General features: G+C 36.8%; 10 protein-coding genes and 3 tRNA genes. 9 read left to right on the top strand and 4 right to left on the bottom strand.

The genetic code is table 11. The annotated features are described in order from the left end of the window. The 9 genes from QS62_RS09305 to recC all read left to right on the top strand — a co-directional run. On the top strand, positions 1-467 hold a 467-nt coding region (locus QS62_RS09305), incomplete at its 5' end, for an EF-Tu C-terminal domain-related protein (RefSeq protein WP_156550100.1). A gap of 90 nt (positions 468-557) precedes the next feature. Continuing rightward, the gene (rep, locus tag QS62_RS09300) at positions 558-2,573 is read left to right on the top strand and encodes a DNA helicase Rep (protein ID WP_066109234.1); all 2,016 of its coding nucleotides are present in this window, start codon (positions 558-560) and stop codon (positions 2,571-2,573) included. A gap of 150 nt (positions 2,574-2,723) precedes the next feature. Then, a tRNA-Ser gene (locus QS62_RS09295) sits at positions 2,724-2,816 on the top strand. A gap of 10 nt (positions 2,817-2,826) precedes the next feature. Beyond that, positions 2,827-2,903 (top strand) — tRNA-Arg (locus QS62_RS09290). A gap of 57 nt (positions 2,904-2,960) precedes the next feature. Continuing rightward, positions 2,961-3,037 (top strand) — tRNA-Arg (locus QS62_RS09285). A 183-nt stretch (positions 3,038-3,220) separates the two neighbouring features. Next, the gene (gene efeO / locus QS62_RS09280) at positions 3,221-4,039 is read left to right on the top strand and encodes an iron uptake system protein EfeO (protein ID WP_066109231.1); all 819 of its coding nucleotides are present in this window, start codon (positions 3,221-3,223) and stop codon (positions 4,037-4,039) included. 74 nt (positions 4,040-4,113) lie between these two features. Then, positions 4,114-5,361, top strand: coding sequence for an iron uptake transporter deferrochelatase/peroxidase subunit (efeB, locus tag QS62_RS09275; protein ID WP_066109228.1), 1,248 nt, complete (start codon positions 4,114-4,116; stop codon positions 5,359-5,361). A gap of 1 nt (position 5,362) precedes the next feature. Continuing rightward, a complete protein-coding gene (locus QS62_RS09270) occupies positions 5,363-7,084 on the top strand; it encodes an FTR1 family iron permease (RefSeq protein WP_066109226.1) in 1,722 nt (573 codons plus the stop codon). A gap of 119 nt (positions 7,085-7,203) precedes the next feature. Beyond that, complete coding sequence (recC, locus tag QS62_RS09265; RefSeq protein WP_066109221.1) at positions 7,204-10,500, top strand: exodeoxyribonuclease V subunit gamma; 3,297 nt, start codon at positions 7,204-7,206, stop codon at positions 10,498-10,500. A gap of 105 nt (positions 10,501-10,605) precedes the next feature. Here recC and QS62_RS09260 read toward each other — a convergent pair whose 3' ends face one another. Genes QS62_RS09260 through QS62_RS09245 form a run of 4 tightly spaced genes read right to left on the bottom strand, consistent with a single transcriptional unit; the run spans position 10,606 to position 15,345 of the window. After that, positions 10,606-11,529: an SMP-30/gluconolactonase/LRE family protein gene (locus tag QS62_RS09260; protein ID WP_066109217.1), complete on the bottom strand. Its 924-nt coding sequence runs from the start codon at positions 11,527-11,529 to the stop codon at positions 10,606-10,608. 52 nt (positions 11,530-11,581) lie between these two features. Further along, on the bottom strand, positions 11,582-12,700 hold the full coding sequence (locus QS62_RS09255; RefSeq protein ID WP_066109214.1) for an ABC transporter substrate-binding protein: 1,119 nt from the start codon (positions 12,698-12,700) through the stop codon (positions 11,582-11,584). An 11-nt stretch (positions 12,701-12,711) separates the two neighbouring features. After that, complete coding sequence (locus QS62_RS09250) at positions 12,712-13,797, bottom strand: ABC transporter permease (protein WP_066109211.1); 1,086 nt, start codon at positions 13,795-13,797, stop codon at positions 12,712-12,714. Positions 13,798-13,809: 12 nt separating this feature from the next. Beyond that, the gene (locus QS62_RS09245; RefSeq protein WP_082966175.1) at positions 13,810-15,345 is read right to left on the bottom strand and encodes a sugar ABC transporter ATP-binding protein; all 1,536 of its coding nucleotides are present in this window, start codon (positions 15,343-15,345) and stop codon (positions 13,810-13,812) included. Between the last annotated feature and the right edge of the window lie 194 nt (positions 15,346-15,539).

Here is a 15,539-nt window from a genome sequence, read left to right as displayed (position 1 = left end):
GTGAAGAAGTTGAAATCGTGGGTATCAAAGATACAACGAAGACAACAGTAACTGGTGTAGAAATGTTCCGTAAATTATTAGACGAAGGACGTGCTGGGGAAAACATTGGTGCGTTATTACGTGGTACCAAACGTGAAGAAATCGAACGTGGCCAAGTATTAGCGAAACCAGGTTCAATCACACCACATACAGATTTCGAAGCAGAAGTGTACGTATTATCAAAAGAAGAAGGTGGTCGTCATACTCCATTCTTCAAAGGATATCGTCCACAATTCTATTTCCGTACAACTGACGTAACAGGAACAATCGAGTTACCAGAAGGTGTGGAAATGGTAATGCCAGGAGATAACATCAAGATGACAGTAAGCTTGATTCACCCAATTGCGATGGACCAAGGTTTACGTTTTGCGATTCGTGAAGGTGGCCGTACAGTAGGCGCTGGTGTTGTAGCAAACATCAAAAAATAATTGAATTGCGAAGATAAATATAAAGACCCGTCTTTTTAGACGGGTTTTCTTTTATTATTAGAAGTAGAAAAGAAAAAATTCAGTAATGTTATGCGATTGAATCAACAACAACAGCAAGCAGTAACAACGATTAATACACCTTGTTTGGTATTGGCAGGTGCTGGTTCAGGGAAAACCAGAGTAATTATTAATAAAATAGCCTATTTAATTGAGCATTGCGGTTATCTGCCAAATAGTATTGCTGCAGTAACTTTTACCAATAAAGCTGCACGTGAAATGAGAGAACGTGTTGCTCAATCTATTGGTGCGCAAAAAAGTAAAGGGCTTATCGTTTGTACATTTCATACGTTAGGTTTTGATTTGATTAAACGTGAGCATAGAGAGCTCGGATTAAAGTCCAGCATTACGTTGTTTGATGAACATGATCAGAAGGCATTATTACAGGAATTAACGGCAACAGTTTTATTAGAAGATAAAGATAAACTGACTCAGTTGATTAACTATATATCTACTTGTAAGAATAACCTTATCTTGCCAAAACAAGCATTAGCGTTAGCAAAAACGCCGATAGAAAAGACATTTGCTGAGTGTTATCAGTTATATGTGCAACAAATGCATGCCTATAATTCATTAGATTTTGATGATTTGATTATGTTGCCAACTTTATTATTACGCAGTAATACAACAATTCGTGCGAAATGGCAGCAAAAAATTGCTTATTTATTAGTTGATGAATATCAGGATACTAATACTAGCCAATATGAATTGATCAAATTATTAGTAGGTGAGCAAGCGAGATTTACGGTTGTTGGTGATGATGATCAATCAATTTATTCTTGGCGAGGTGCTAATCCCGAGAATATTGCACGACTTAAAGATGATTTCCCTAATATTTCAGTCATTAAGCTAGAGCAAAATTATCGTTCTACACAAAGAATTCTGCATTGCGCCAACATTTTAATCGATAATAATGATCATATTTTCGTAAAAAGATTATTTTCTGAGTTAGGTGCTGGGGAATTACTGAATGTCATTGAAGCCAAAAATGAGGAACATGAAGCGGAGCGTATTGTTGGTGAATTAATGACACACCGTTTTTTAAAGAAAACGGCTTATCGTGATTATGCCATTTTATATCGAGGGAACCACCAATCTCGTTTGTTGGAAAAAGTGTTAATGCAGAATCGTATTCCGTACAAAATTTCTGGCGGTACATCTTTCTTTTCCCGAGTCGAAATCAAAGATGTAATGGCTTATTTACGACTATTGGTCAATCAGGATGATGATTCAGCTTTTATTCGAATTGTTAATACACCAAGACGAGAGATTGGCACTGCAACATTAGAAAAATTGGGTAGCTTGGCTAAAGAAAAACATTGTTCATTATTTGCAGCAATTTTTGATTTTGAATTATTACAGCGAGTTACTCCAAAAGCTTATACGGCATTACATAATTTTGCTGATTGGATTGTACGTTTATCAGATCAAATTGTTAGGAGTGAGCCGCAACAAGCGATTCGTGAAATGTTTGCACAATTGCAATATGAAGCATATCTGTATGAGCAAGCGAATAACCCTAAAGCCGCAGAGATACAAAGCAGAAACGTCGCAATGTTATTGCAGTGGGTGCACGATATGCTGGAAGGAGATGAATTTAATCCGTCAATGACCTTATCTCAAGTGGTTTTGCGTTTAACATTACGTGATATGTTGGAACGTAATGAGAATGAAGAGAGTGGTGATGAAGTGCAATTAATGACACTGCATGCTTCTAAGGGATTAGAGTTTCCATATGTTTATTTGATTGGGATGGAAGAAGGCATTCTACCGCACCAAAATTCCATTGATGATAATAATATTGAAGAAGAGCGACGTTTGGCTTATGTAGGAATTACGCGTGCACAGAGAGAACTGACTTTTTCTCGTTGTAAAACTCGCAGACAAATGGGAGAAATTATTCAGACAGAGCCGAGTCGTTTTTTATTGGAATTACCACAAGATGATCTTGTATGGGAAAAAGATAAACCGCCTTTAACAGAACAACAAAAACAACAACAAAGGCAGGAAGGATTTGCCAGATTAAAGGCCTTATTAAAGGATAATTAATTAGAGAGTTACTAGGTAAATAAAGCAAGATTGCTCATAAATTAGTTATTTTGATGATAATCCATTCAATCAGACTCAAAAACAGGTTTTTTCATAAAAAAGCGTTGACTTATTTTCTAAAATCCATATTATAGCGTCTCAACCGAACGAGGTGAGATGGCCGAGAGGCTGAAGGCACACCCCTGCTAAGGGTGCATAGGGCTTAAAACTCTATCGAGGGTTCGAATCCCTCTCTCACCGCCATTTATTCGACGCATCCGTAGCTCAGCTGGATAGAGTACTCGGCTACGAACCGAGCGGTCAGAGGTTCGAATCCTCTCGGATGCGCCATTTACTCGCTACTCTAGAGTAAATTGGGAATAAATAATAAGTTCAGTTTTTCTCAGCGCATCCGTAGCTCAGCTGGATAGAGTACTCGGCTACGAACCGAGCGGTCAGAGGTTCGAATCCTCTCGGATGCGCCATTTCATTCTTATTCTCCTTGATTTCTCTTATATCCATTTTCTTTTAATAAATTGCTATTCCGTACTATTTCTATATATTTTTCTCATTTTTTTATAATTATCATTGACAACAATTATTATTTGCCATAACTTACACTACCTATATGCGATTCATTTTCATTTACATTCCATATGGGGTAATTTATGTTTAATTTTAAAAAGCTTGCGTTAGCAACTATCATTTCATCAACCGTTCTTTTTTCTAATACTTTATTAGCTGCACCTGTTGATTTATCAAAAGAAACTAAACAATATCAAGCATTTGTTGTTGAGCAAATCGATGAATTAGTAAAAGGTACAACACAATTTGTTGCTGACTTAAAAGCAGGAAAATTAGAAGAAGCGAAAAAAGCTTATCCATTAATCAGAATGTATTATGAACGTTCAGAACCAATTGCTGAAAGCTTTGGTGATTTAGATCCACGTATTGATGCTCGTGAAGCAGATTTAGAAAAAGATCAAATTTGGAGTGGTTTCCACAAAATTGAAAAAATCTTATGGACAGAAAACACTACTAAAGGAACAGAACAAATTGCTGATCAATTACTCAATGATGTGAAAGAGTTACGTGCGAAAGTACCAACAGTAGAAGTTACTGGCGACTTAATGGTACAAGGTGCAGTGGATTTATTAAATGAAGTATCAACAAGTAAAATTACTGGTGAAGAAGAAATTTTCTCTCGTACTGACCTTTATGACTTTAAAGCGAATGTAGAAGGCGCAGAAAAAATTTATGAAATTCTTAAACCAAAACTTGCACAAAAAGATGCGAAATTAGTGAAAGAATTGGATAAACAATTTAAGAATGTAAATAGCTTATTAGATAAATACAAAGTTGGTAAGCACGACTATAAAGCTTATACAGAACTTTCAAAAGAAGATACTCGTGTGTTAGGGGAAGCTGTAAATAAATTGGGTGAGCCACTTGCACAAATGGGTGTTATCCTCGATGGAGCAAACTAATTTAGAGTAATTTTTGATAATTAACCACTGTTTTTCGGAACAGTGGTTTTTCCTTTTTTAATGGGACAAAAAAAATGAGTACAAAAGATCTTATACAGCAAAAAAATATGAATAATGGACGTCGTCAATTTTTAAAAAAATCAGGATTAATGTTAGGCGGTGGTTTAGCTGGATTAACCTTAACCACTCAGCAAGCCACTGCTGCGGAAGCAACTAAACCGGTTGATAAGCATTGTTTATCAGATATTACTTATCCTTTTTATGGTGAACACCAACAAGGAATTTTGACACCGCAACAAACCTATGTGTATTTCTTAGTATTGGATCTTGCGACAGAAAACTTGCATGAGATTAGAGAAGTTTTTAAAACGTGGACAGCTTATGCTGCACGTTTAGTACAAGGAAAAAATGTACAGGAATATGCAAAAAATCATTTTGTCCCACCAACAGATACAGGAGAGGCTGATGATTTATCAGCTTATGGTTTAACCTTAACTTTTGGTGTATCACCATCATTTTTACAGAAATTAGGTTTACAAGATAAAGCACCAAAAGAGTTTAAAGATTTACCGTTATTTCCTCGTGATCAATTAAAAGCAGAATTTAGTGGTGGTGATATTTGTATTCAATCTTGTGCTAATGATGTGCAAGTAGCATTCCATGCCGTACGTCAATTAGTTCGTGTTGCTCGTTCTAATGTCACGATGAAATGGAGCCAATCAGGTTTTATTTCAGCAGATAAACCAACTGATACACCACGAAATCTTTTTGGGTTTAAAGATGGTACGGCTAATGCAAATACTTTAAAAGATACCGCAGGACAAGTTTGGATCGATCAACCTGCATGGTTATATGGTGGTAGCTATATGATTGTGCGTAAGATTGTTATGCATTTAGAAACTTGGGATCGAACCAGTTACAAAGAACAAGAGCGTACTTTTGGTCGCCATCGTACAACAGGTGCACCAATCGGGGAACATGACGAATTTGCACCGTTAGATTTAGAGAAAAAGAATCATCATGGTAAACCAATGATTCCAGAAGATTCACACTCCGCTTTAGCACACAAGACTGGTAAACAGATTTTACGTCGTGCTTATTCTTATTCAGATGGAATTAATCCGCGTACAGGACAATTTGAAAGTGGCTTACTGTTCATTTGTTACCAAAAAGATCCTGAACAATTTATCACCATTCAAAATGCGTTAGGTAATGTTGATCGAATGAATGAATATATTACTCATATTGGTAGTGGTTTGTTTGCCTGCTTCCCGGGAGTAAAAGAGGGAGAGTTTATTGGACAAGCTTTATTAGGAGCGTAGTATGAAAATCCTTAAAAATGCCAATATTTTCGGGGTAATTTTATTGTGGCTGCTCGTGGCGGTGAATGCCGTTGCGGCAGAAACTAAAATTAATTTAAGCCCATTGTTTATTCAGTTGTCAGATGCAATGAGCGCAGTGAAGGAGAGTAATCCTGAGCAAGCAAAACAAGACATCGAACAAATTCAGCAGCAATTTATCGCGATTCCACAGCATACTTCGCCAGCGGGAAAAGTGGTATTAGAGCAACTGACAAAAACAATCGCTAACACAGATATTGAACAGTTAAATCAACTTTCTGTTGCTTTGTTAGCGTTTGATAAAGAACAACACCCTTTAGATATTGCTGAACAGAAAAAACTATTCAAAAAACGTATTGTGCCAGCCTTTGATCATTGGCAAAAGGTGATTACTGAGCAAAAAGCGCAACCGGATGTTGAAGTGTTAAAACAACAATACCGTTTGTTTAATAGCATTTGGACTAAAAATGAACGTACGGTGCGCGATGTTGATATGAGTTATTACGGTAAGATCGAAACAGCTTTAGCGTTGTTACGTGTTGCTATTGAAACCGAACCGTTAGATTATCAACGAGTAGAGCAAAATACGCAGAAAATTGCGACACAATTTGATGATTTCTTGTCTGGGAAAAAAACGGAGAATGTCACAGGCAACTATCAATTAAGTGATGGCGTGAATTTGCTCAAAGAAGGATTGGCAGCATTCCAACAGCAAGATAATACCACTGCACAAGAAAAATTAACGACCTTTATTGAGATTTGGCCAAGCATTGAAGGTGATGTGAGTACGCGTGATGGTTCTTTATATACACGTGTAGAGAGTGAAGTTCCAGTGATTCTGGCAAAAGGGCAAGAACCAAAATATCAAGCCAATTTACAGCAATTGATTGATCAATTAGCTGCAATTAATCCGGCAGCAAGTTATACCGCTATTGATGCAATGTTAATTTTACTGCGTGAGGGGTTAGAAGCGTTATTGGTCGTGATGGCGTTAGTTAGTGCGCTACGTGTTGCAAATCGCCCACAAGGGTATAAATGGGTAAGTGGTGGTGTAGTGGCTGGATTGGTATTAAGTCTAGTAGCTGCATTTGCCTTACAACGTTTATTCCCAGCGGCAAGTTCCGGTACCAATCGAGAAATTATCGAAGGTGGCGTTGGAATTGTCGCTGTATTAATGATCTTAACCATTGGTGCATGGTTGCATAGTAAATCCTCATTAAAAGCATGGCAGGCTTATATTAAGAAACATATGGGGAAAGCATTAACAACCGGCAGTTTTGTTTCCTTGTTTGGTTTAAGTTTCTTATCGGTGTTTCGGGAAGGAGCAGAAACTATCCTATTCTATGTAGGGATTTTACCGAACATTAGCACAGAATCTTTTGCATTAGGTGTTGGGATTGCCGTAGTTATTCTTGCCGTATTAGCAGTAATTATCTTAAAAAGTTCGGTTAAATTACCGGTACCAACGATGTTTAAGATTTTAACTTGGGTACTGTATATATTAGGATTTAAGATCTTAGGCGTAAGTGTTCACGCTTTACAATTAACGCATATTTTCCCAGTTACTATTGTAGATAGTTTGCCAAATATTGAATGGTTAGGTTTCTATGCCACTTTAGAAACCATCGTTGCACAAGCGATCTATATTGTACTTATTGTGTTACTACAAAAATGGTTGCAGCGGAATGAAACGGCTACTGCATAATAAATAAGTAATATGGTGTAAAGGAGCAATTGTCGTTGCTCCTTTTTTTTGAAAGTTATCATCATGGCATAATTCGTTTACAATGAGTGCCTTGAGAGTGAATGAGCGGGAAAGTAGTCATGTTTACAGTCTATTATGCTAACCAACTGGAGTATCAAAAGGATTTATTGATTCGATTATTAGAGGTACAACCTTTAACTGATCCTTTTGCAAGCAATATTATTTTGGTGCAAAGTCCAGGAATGGCGCAATGGCTGCAAATCCAATTAGCGGATCATTTTGGTATCGCGGCTAACTTCACTTTCCCAATGCCTTCGACCTTTATTTGGCAACTCTATAAAGAGAGTATTCCCGCCGCAGGAGAAAAGAATTTATTTAGTAAAGAAAATCTTGTTTGGCGGTTGATGCGCATTATACCTCAGACTTTGGATTTGCCAGAGTTCACAAGTTTACGCCATTATCTAGGTGAACAATTTACAACGTTAAAATTGTTTCAATTAGCTGAAAAAATCGCTGATTTATTTGACCAATATTTGGTATATCGACCAGATTGGATTAAGCAATGGGAAGCCAGGGAACAACAAAGTTTACAACAGCAAATTGCGCAACAAATCGCACCACGTTATCAAGCAATTTTGCCAACCATTATGCAAGATTTATCTTGGCAAGCGATCTTATGGCAAAAACTCATTAATGATATTCAACAGGATTATCAACAAGATATGATCTGGCATCGTGCTAGTTTGTATCAACAATATCTTGATTTATTAGCGAATGGACACAAGCCAAAATATTTACCAAAGCGAGTTTGTGTTTTTGGTATTTCTGCATTACCGCCAATGTTTCTTACTGTTTTGCACGCACTAAGTGAACATACTGACATTCATCTCTTTTTTAATAGCCCTAGCCGCTATTATTGGGGAGATATTATTGATCATCGCTATCTAGAAAAATTAAAACTGAAACAACTTAAGCAAAATAGTGATGAGCAGCAAGTAGTGAAAACGATTTATGATGAATCATTGACGGTAGGGCATCCGCTATTAGCTTCCTGGGGAAAATTAGGGCGTGATTTTCTCTATTCACTAACTCAGTTAGAACCACACGAAATAGAGTTATATATTGAACCTACTGAGGATTCATTATTGCAACAGATACAACGCAGTATTTTAGAATTAACATACGCACAAAATGAATCATCACAATTGCATTATCAAACTGGAGATACCTCATTAAGTTTTCATGCTTGCCATAGTCCAATGCGAGAGGTTGAGGTTTTGCACGATAATTTGTTGGCAATGTTCGCTGGAGATCCAAATTTAACGCCTAAAGATATTGTCGTGATGGTGGCGGATATTGATCGTTATACTCCTTATATTCAGGCGGTATTTTCGCAATATCGTTTTGAGGATAAACGCCATATTCCATTTGCCATTTCAGATAGAAAAATCACTGAAAGTGATGTGGTTATTGCTACATTCCTACAATTTCTTACTTTTAAAGAGTCATTGTTTTCAGTAGAGATGGTATTAAGTCTGTTAGATGTGGCTTGTATTCGTCAGCGTTTTTCGATTGAGTTAGAAGAGTTATCACAAATTCGTGAATGGGCAATTCAGTCAGGGATTCGCTTTGGATTATATAAGCAGGATGCTGAAGATGTACCTAATTATAATGCGTGGCAGAATGGTATTGAACGAATGTTATTAGGCTATGCACTAAAAAATGAACAAGGCGTATGGCAGGATAATGTTGGCTTTGATTATAGTGAGGGTTTACAAGGCAAAATTGCAGGGAAATTAGCCCATTTTATCGAGGCGTTGCAAGAGTGGTATCAACAATTACAGCAACCATTAGATATTGAACAGTGGCGGCAAACGCTTTTCACCTGTATTGAGAACTTTTTTGAGGTGACTGAAAGTAGAACTGTTGTTGCTATATTAAAACAGGCAGTTCACCAGATTTTAGATACAGCGCTAGAAAGTAATTATCAAGAAACTTTAGATGCCGAGATTATTAGTGAGTTATTACAAGCAAAATTAAATGAACAAGAGAATAGCGTACATTTCTTAATGGGGCAGCTTAATTTCTGTACGCTATTACCAATGCGTGCTATTCCATTTAAAGTGATTTGTTTATTAGGAATGAATGAGGGTGATTTTCCACGACAATTAGCGACTAACAGTTTTGATGTGATGCAGTATCAACCACAAAAAGGCGATCGTGTGCGTCGTGAAGATGACAGTTATTTATTTTTAGAAGCACTACTATCAGCACGAGAAAAACTATATATCAGCTATGTGGGCTATTCGGTCGTGGATAATACTGAGTATCAACCATCAATTTTAGTCAGCCAACTGCTTGATTATCTTAGTGAAAATTTAACGGAACCAACACAGCTTGCTGAACTTAAATTCTCTTATCCAGCGACTATTTTTAGCGTTAATAACTTTCTTGAACCGCATTTTTCTTATGCTAAAGAGTGGGCGAGAGTCGCTGAATTGCAGATGGCGACTAAAAACATAGAACCTTTTGTCACAGAATTGAATCAATCGGAAACAGATGAAGTTGTTAAAGTGATTGCATTAGATGACCTAATTCGCTTTGTGGTGGCACCACAGCGTTATTTCTTTGAGCAAAAGTTAGGTGTGTTTCTTAATCAAAATAATGAAAATGTAGCGGAAAGTGAGACATTTGCTTTAGACAATCTTGCGCAATACCAATTAAAAGAACGTTTATTGCAATATGATTATGCTAGTTGGAACGATGAATTTGAAAAAGCAAAACGTGAGGGCGTTTTACCTCGAGCAGGATTTGCTTTTTTACAACAAGCAGCATTAGAAGAAACTTGTGCCGCATTGTGGAATGTGGTTGCTGATTATCACACTATGCCAGCAGAATCATTAAAAATTGAGATCCATCTCGATATTGATGGTGAAAACGTATTGCTGCAAGGGCAAATCGATCAACTTTATCAGGAGCAATATGTTGGTTGGCGAGTTGGCAGAATTCGTGAACAAGAACAAATTAGCTTATGGTTGGCTCACTTATTGCTACAAATAGCAGGGGAACAACAAAATTCACTCTTTTATGGGCTAGAGTCAGGAAAAGTAACAACACTTAATTTCACACCATTAGAGCGAGAAGATGCTTTAAGACAGCTAGAAGTTTATATACGAGATTTTCTACAATCACAGCAACAAATCAGTTTAGTGCCAACATTTAGATTAGAACAGTTCAGCAAGCTCTTTGCGGATGAAAATAGTGATGAAGAAACATTACGTTATGAATTAAGTCAGCTCGATAAACAAAATAAGCAGTATCAATATTGGCAACGGTTATTGCTGCAAACCCCTTCATTAGATTATCAACAGATTAAAGCTAGTTTTATAAATTGGTTTGAAAAAATGTTTGCGTAGGAAAAGGGAACAGTTTTTAAATTGAAAGCAATATGCCCCAATCTTAGGATAGGGCATATTGCTAAGAAGGGTAATACATCATTTATACAATACTTTTTCTTATTGTTAGTTTTTAGAAAAACAGTAATCGTATTGAAATCCATGAGTATTGAGGGTAAGACGATATAAACTATTTGTTGCAGTAATATATAATTCGTTTTGATGAACTCCTCCTAAAGTGCAATTAGAAACAGTTTTACCAATATGTATTTTTGCAATATATTTTCCTTGTGGTGTGATAACTAAGACGCCATCTTCGCAACTGCAATAAATTAACTCATTTTTGTCAAGACAAAAACCATCAGGAATTCCAGGTGTAATTTCACAAATAGTACGGCGATTTTGTAATTGGTGTCCAACAACATCAAAAGCGACTAAATGATGTAGTCCTTGCTGTGAAAATTCAACACTAGACATATCAGCGACATAAAGTGTTTTTTCATCAGGAGAGAAAAATAAACCATTTGGGCGCATAGTATTAAAGGTTGCGAGATATGTTTTGTTATCTTCAGGATAGTAACAATAAATATAACAACCAACAATTTCACTTGGCGCTTGATAACCTTCGTGGTTACTGAGGATTCCATAAGGTGGATCAGTAAACCAAATTGAACCATCAGATTTTACGACTAAATCATTTGGTGAATTCAGACGTTTTCCATCAAATGTTGTCGTTAAGGTATTTATTGTTCCATTCAGATCAGTATGGCTAATGGAACGACTTCCATGTTGACATGTGACTAGTGAGCCATCGGGTAAAACAGCGTTTCCGTTAGCAAAATCGGAGGGTGAACGGAAAATGGTTATTCCTTGATTGGCTTTCCATTTATACATACAGTTACCTTTTACATCACTAAAAATAACTGCATTTTCTTTTGGTAGCCATACAGGACCTTCTGCCCAAATAGCTTGATCAAAAAGTTCTTCTAAAACAGCGTTATCAGGAAATAGCGTCTGAAAACCAGCGTCGTAAATTTCAATGTTCATCATTCATATTCCTGTATTAATAATAAGAGGGCAATTAACCCTCTTATTATGTTTTTTATTTAATTCCCCAAATTGTTTTGTATGCTTCTTTGTAACCATTTTGTGGGTCATACATATTTTTATCGCCACCATCGTAAGTAATGTTTTCTTTTGTTACGAGATGTACTGGAGTTACATAGCCAGAAGGCTTTTGTCCTGAGAATGCACGATTTAACTCATCAACTAATTGCCAACCATGTAGATTAAGTGGCTCTGGTACTGTTGCAATTTGGTGATCTCCGCTGCGAATACGTTGATAAGCGGTAACAGAACCATCTCCTGCGGAGATATTATGTGGGAATTGATCTCCCTTGATGCCTGCAGTACGAAGTGATGGCGCCATAAAGTCAAAATATAAATCGTTAATCGCCAAAGTATATTGGAAGTTATCTTTATATTTTTGTAATGTGCTGAAGGTTAAACCAGGCATACGGCTTGAAGTGTCTGCTAAAGGAGTATCGACAAATTCAAGCACTTCGCAAGTCTTGCATTGTTGGATCGTTTCTTTCATGACATTTGCTTTGCGTAGTGCAATTTCATATAACGAGTCTGTAAGAATGACAACTTTTGCTTTACCTTCTGATTGCGCAACTGCTAATAAAGCAGATAATTTTGCGATTTCATCTGAGTCAGAAGTGACATTATAGAAAATATTATACTGATCGATGGCACCTGGTTGTGGGGTTGCGTGCCAAGCGACAAGTGTAATTCCTTGTTGGCTAGCTTTTTTTAAGGGATTACGGGCAACATTAGGATTCCAACCACCAATTACAATAGCATCAGGTTTTTTTGCGATAGCTTGATTGAGCGAAGCTAATTGGTTGTTTACAGATCCAGCACCATCAAGAACATCCAATTTCCAACCAACAACTTTAGCCGCTTCTTTCATACCATCTAAAACACCTAATACTCCCCCATTTTTCATATCAGATGCGATAAATATAACTGTCTTACCTTGTTGAAGTTTTGGACCTGTTGTTGGTCCATCCCATTTGGTTTGTGGTGCTGTAGCTGCTGCAACAGTTGTTTTTGCTTGAGAAACAAAATCATCTGCAGCGAAAGTATGCTGGTTAAAGAAAAACAATCCGGCAGTAATTAAGCTAACAGTAATGCTTTTTTTGAAAGTTTTCTTCATATGAATTTCTCCTATGGTTGATTGGATTGTTGAGGATCTGTTTTAACAGCTTGGGTTTGTTGTTTTTTCTGAACGAGTTTTTGATTAGCAAGACGTTTGCGTTGAGCATATCCAGCAATAGTAATAGAGAGTAATAAAGTGGTACCATTAAATAATGGCTCTACCCAGAATGCGCCACCAAATTGTTGGATACCTGAAATACCAATGGCAAGAATTGCAATACCAACAATTGTACCCCATACATTTACTCTTCCTGGGCGGATAGTGGTACTACCTAAAAATGCACCTACTAAAGCTGGTAATAAATAGTCCATACCAACACTGGCTTGCCCAACACCTTGTTGTGCAGCGATAAGTACTCCAGTAAAACCAGTCAAAGTGCTAGAAGTAATGAATGCACAGATAGTATATTTTTTTATAGAAATACCATTTAGTCTTGCAGCAGTTGGATTACCGCCCACTGCATACATACAACGACCAATAGCAGTGTGTTCAGTAATAATCCATAATACTAATGCAACAATAAGAACATAGAGAGCTGAAATAGGTAATCCAAAAAGATCAATTCCATTAAGATCGTAGAAACCATCAGGCAAGTTACCTACAATTTGTCGTCCGCCTGAATGCCATAGTGCGATTGCGTATAACACAGTACCAGAACCGAGAGTAGCAACGAAGCTATCAATATCAGCAAGAGCAACTAAGATACCATTGAGTAATCCATAAAGTGCTGCAATAACAAGTACAATGATTACCGACATTTGCCAAGAAAAGCCGAATTGTACTTGTAAGGTGATAGCTAGAATATGCCATAAGACAATACCAAAACCGACATTTAAGTCTATTTTACCAACGATCATAGTAATCGTTGCAGCTAGTGCTAATAAGGCAATTTTAGATTTTGTTTCTAAAATTGCGTTGAGTGTTAGCATGGATGCGAAGGTTGGTGTAGTCAGAGAAAAAAGGATAACAAGTAGTACACATAACCACAATAAACCATAGCGAGTGGCCTGTTGTGATAACCAAGGAATGAATCCATCACGTTGAAGTGAAACGGCTTGTTCAAGTGCGGTTGATTTTACAGAAGTTTGCGCCATAACGAATAATCCTTAGTAAGAGTGAGATGGTGAATGCAAATGTGCTTGGTTATTAGTCAATGTTGCAGTGTTAGCTGAAGAGAGTTCAAGTAAGTTTGCAAAAGTAATATCTTCATTGAATAACTCTCCTACTACGCTACCACGGTTAAACACTAAGGCTCGATTGCATAAATTAGCAATTTCTTCAAAGTCAGTAGATATAACGATGATAGAAATTCCTTGTTCTAAGGTTTTATTTAAGACATCATAAATTTCTGCACGAGCTCCGACATCAACACCAGCAGTTGGATCTTCTAAAATGATGACTGGGGTGTTTAAGTGTAACCATCTGGCCATAACAATTTTTTGCTGGTTACCTCCAGACAATGCACTAACTTCAATAAACATATTTTTAGGCCTGATATCAAAAAGTTGAAATTTAAACCAGCTTTGTTTTAACTCTTCAACTTTGTCATACCAATGCCAAGCAGAACCTTGTTTAATAATTGGATTTAGGAATAAATTTTCAGTTGTTGTCATAGACATTACTAAACTTTCGTTAGTACGATCTCCTGCAACTAAAGAAACACCATGTTGAATTGCATCTTTAGGTGAAGTTGGGGTATAAGTTTGACCTAGAAGACGAATTTCTCCTTGATCAAGATGACGCAATCCAAAAAGTAATCTACCTATTTCTTCTTGTCCGGCACCACGTAATCCAGCAAGGGCTATCATCTCTCCTTTTCTTAGAGTAAAAGAAACTGGTCCCGTATCACCCACTACAACATTATTTAAGTTAAGAATTTCATCATTGTGTTGTGGCAATGGATAACGTTGGAATTCTCTAGTTTCTTCACCGACGATAACTTTAACGAGTTCTTTAACATCATAGCCAGTTGTTTTACCTTCTGCGACAGGGATTCCATCTCGCATCACGTAAATTCTATCTGAGATTTCAATCACCTCATCGAGACGATGAGTAACATAAATCATACCTACACCCTGTTGGCGTAAACGATGTAAAACCGAGAAAAGATGTTTTACATCACTGGCTGGTAAGGAGGCTGTTGGTTCATCAAGAATGAGAATTTTTGCATTAACGGCAATAGCTCTGGCAATAGCTAACAAGGCTTTTTCAGTTCGTGATAAGTCAAAGACCCTAGTATCTGGATCAAGATCAATACCTACTGAAGATAATGCCTGTTGGGCTTGATGACGAACTTTACGCCAATTAACGATCCCGAAGCGAGGATGACCATATCTTGGAAATCCCATAACGAAAGCCATATTTTCAGCCACTGTCATCCACTCAATTAGACCCAAATCTTGGTGGATAAACGCAATAGGCTGTTCATGAGTTGTTTTTATTGATAATGCAGAGGATATAGATTTTCCTTCAAAGAAAATCTCTCCACTATCATAGGGATAAATACCTGCTAGAATCTTAATAAGAGTAGATTTACCAGCACCATTCTCACCTAGTAAGGCAACGATTTCACCAGCATGAATATTCAAACTAACATCATTGACAGCAATATTCCCACCGAAACGTTTAATAATATGCTGCATACTTAGTATTGGCATATCTAAACTAGATGACGAATGCACGATTGGTTCTTGCATAGTCGATCCTTATATGGTGTTTAATTTGTATTCGTTTCTTATTATGAAATTTTATTTTGCTTTTTGAAATATTTAAATTTTAAATTTGTGATAAACTTCAAAGAAAAATGTTATTTTATTTTTTAATTGGCCTAATAGAC

The organism is Gallibacterium salpingitidis, assembly GCF_001678495.1.
Lineage (GTDB): Bacteria > Pseudomonadota > Gammaproteobacteria > Enterobacterales > Pasteurellaceae > Gallibacterium > Gallibacterium salpingitidis.
This window is presented reverse-complemented; position numbering and strand designations above follow the sequence as displayed.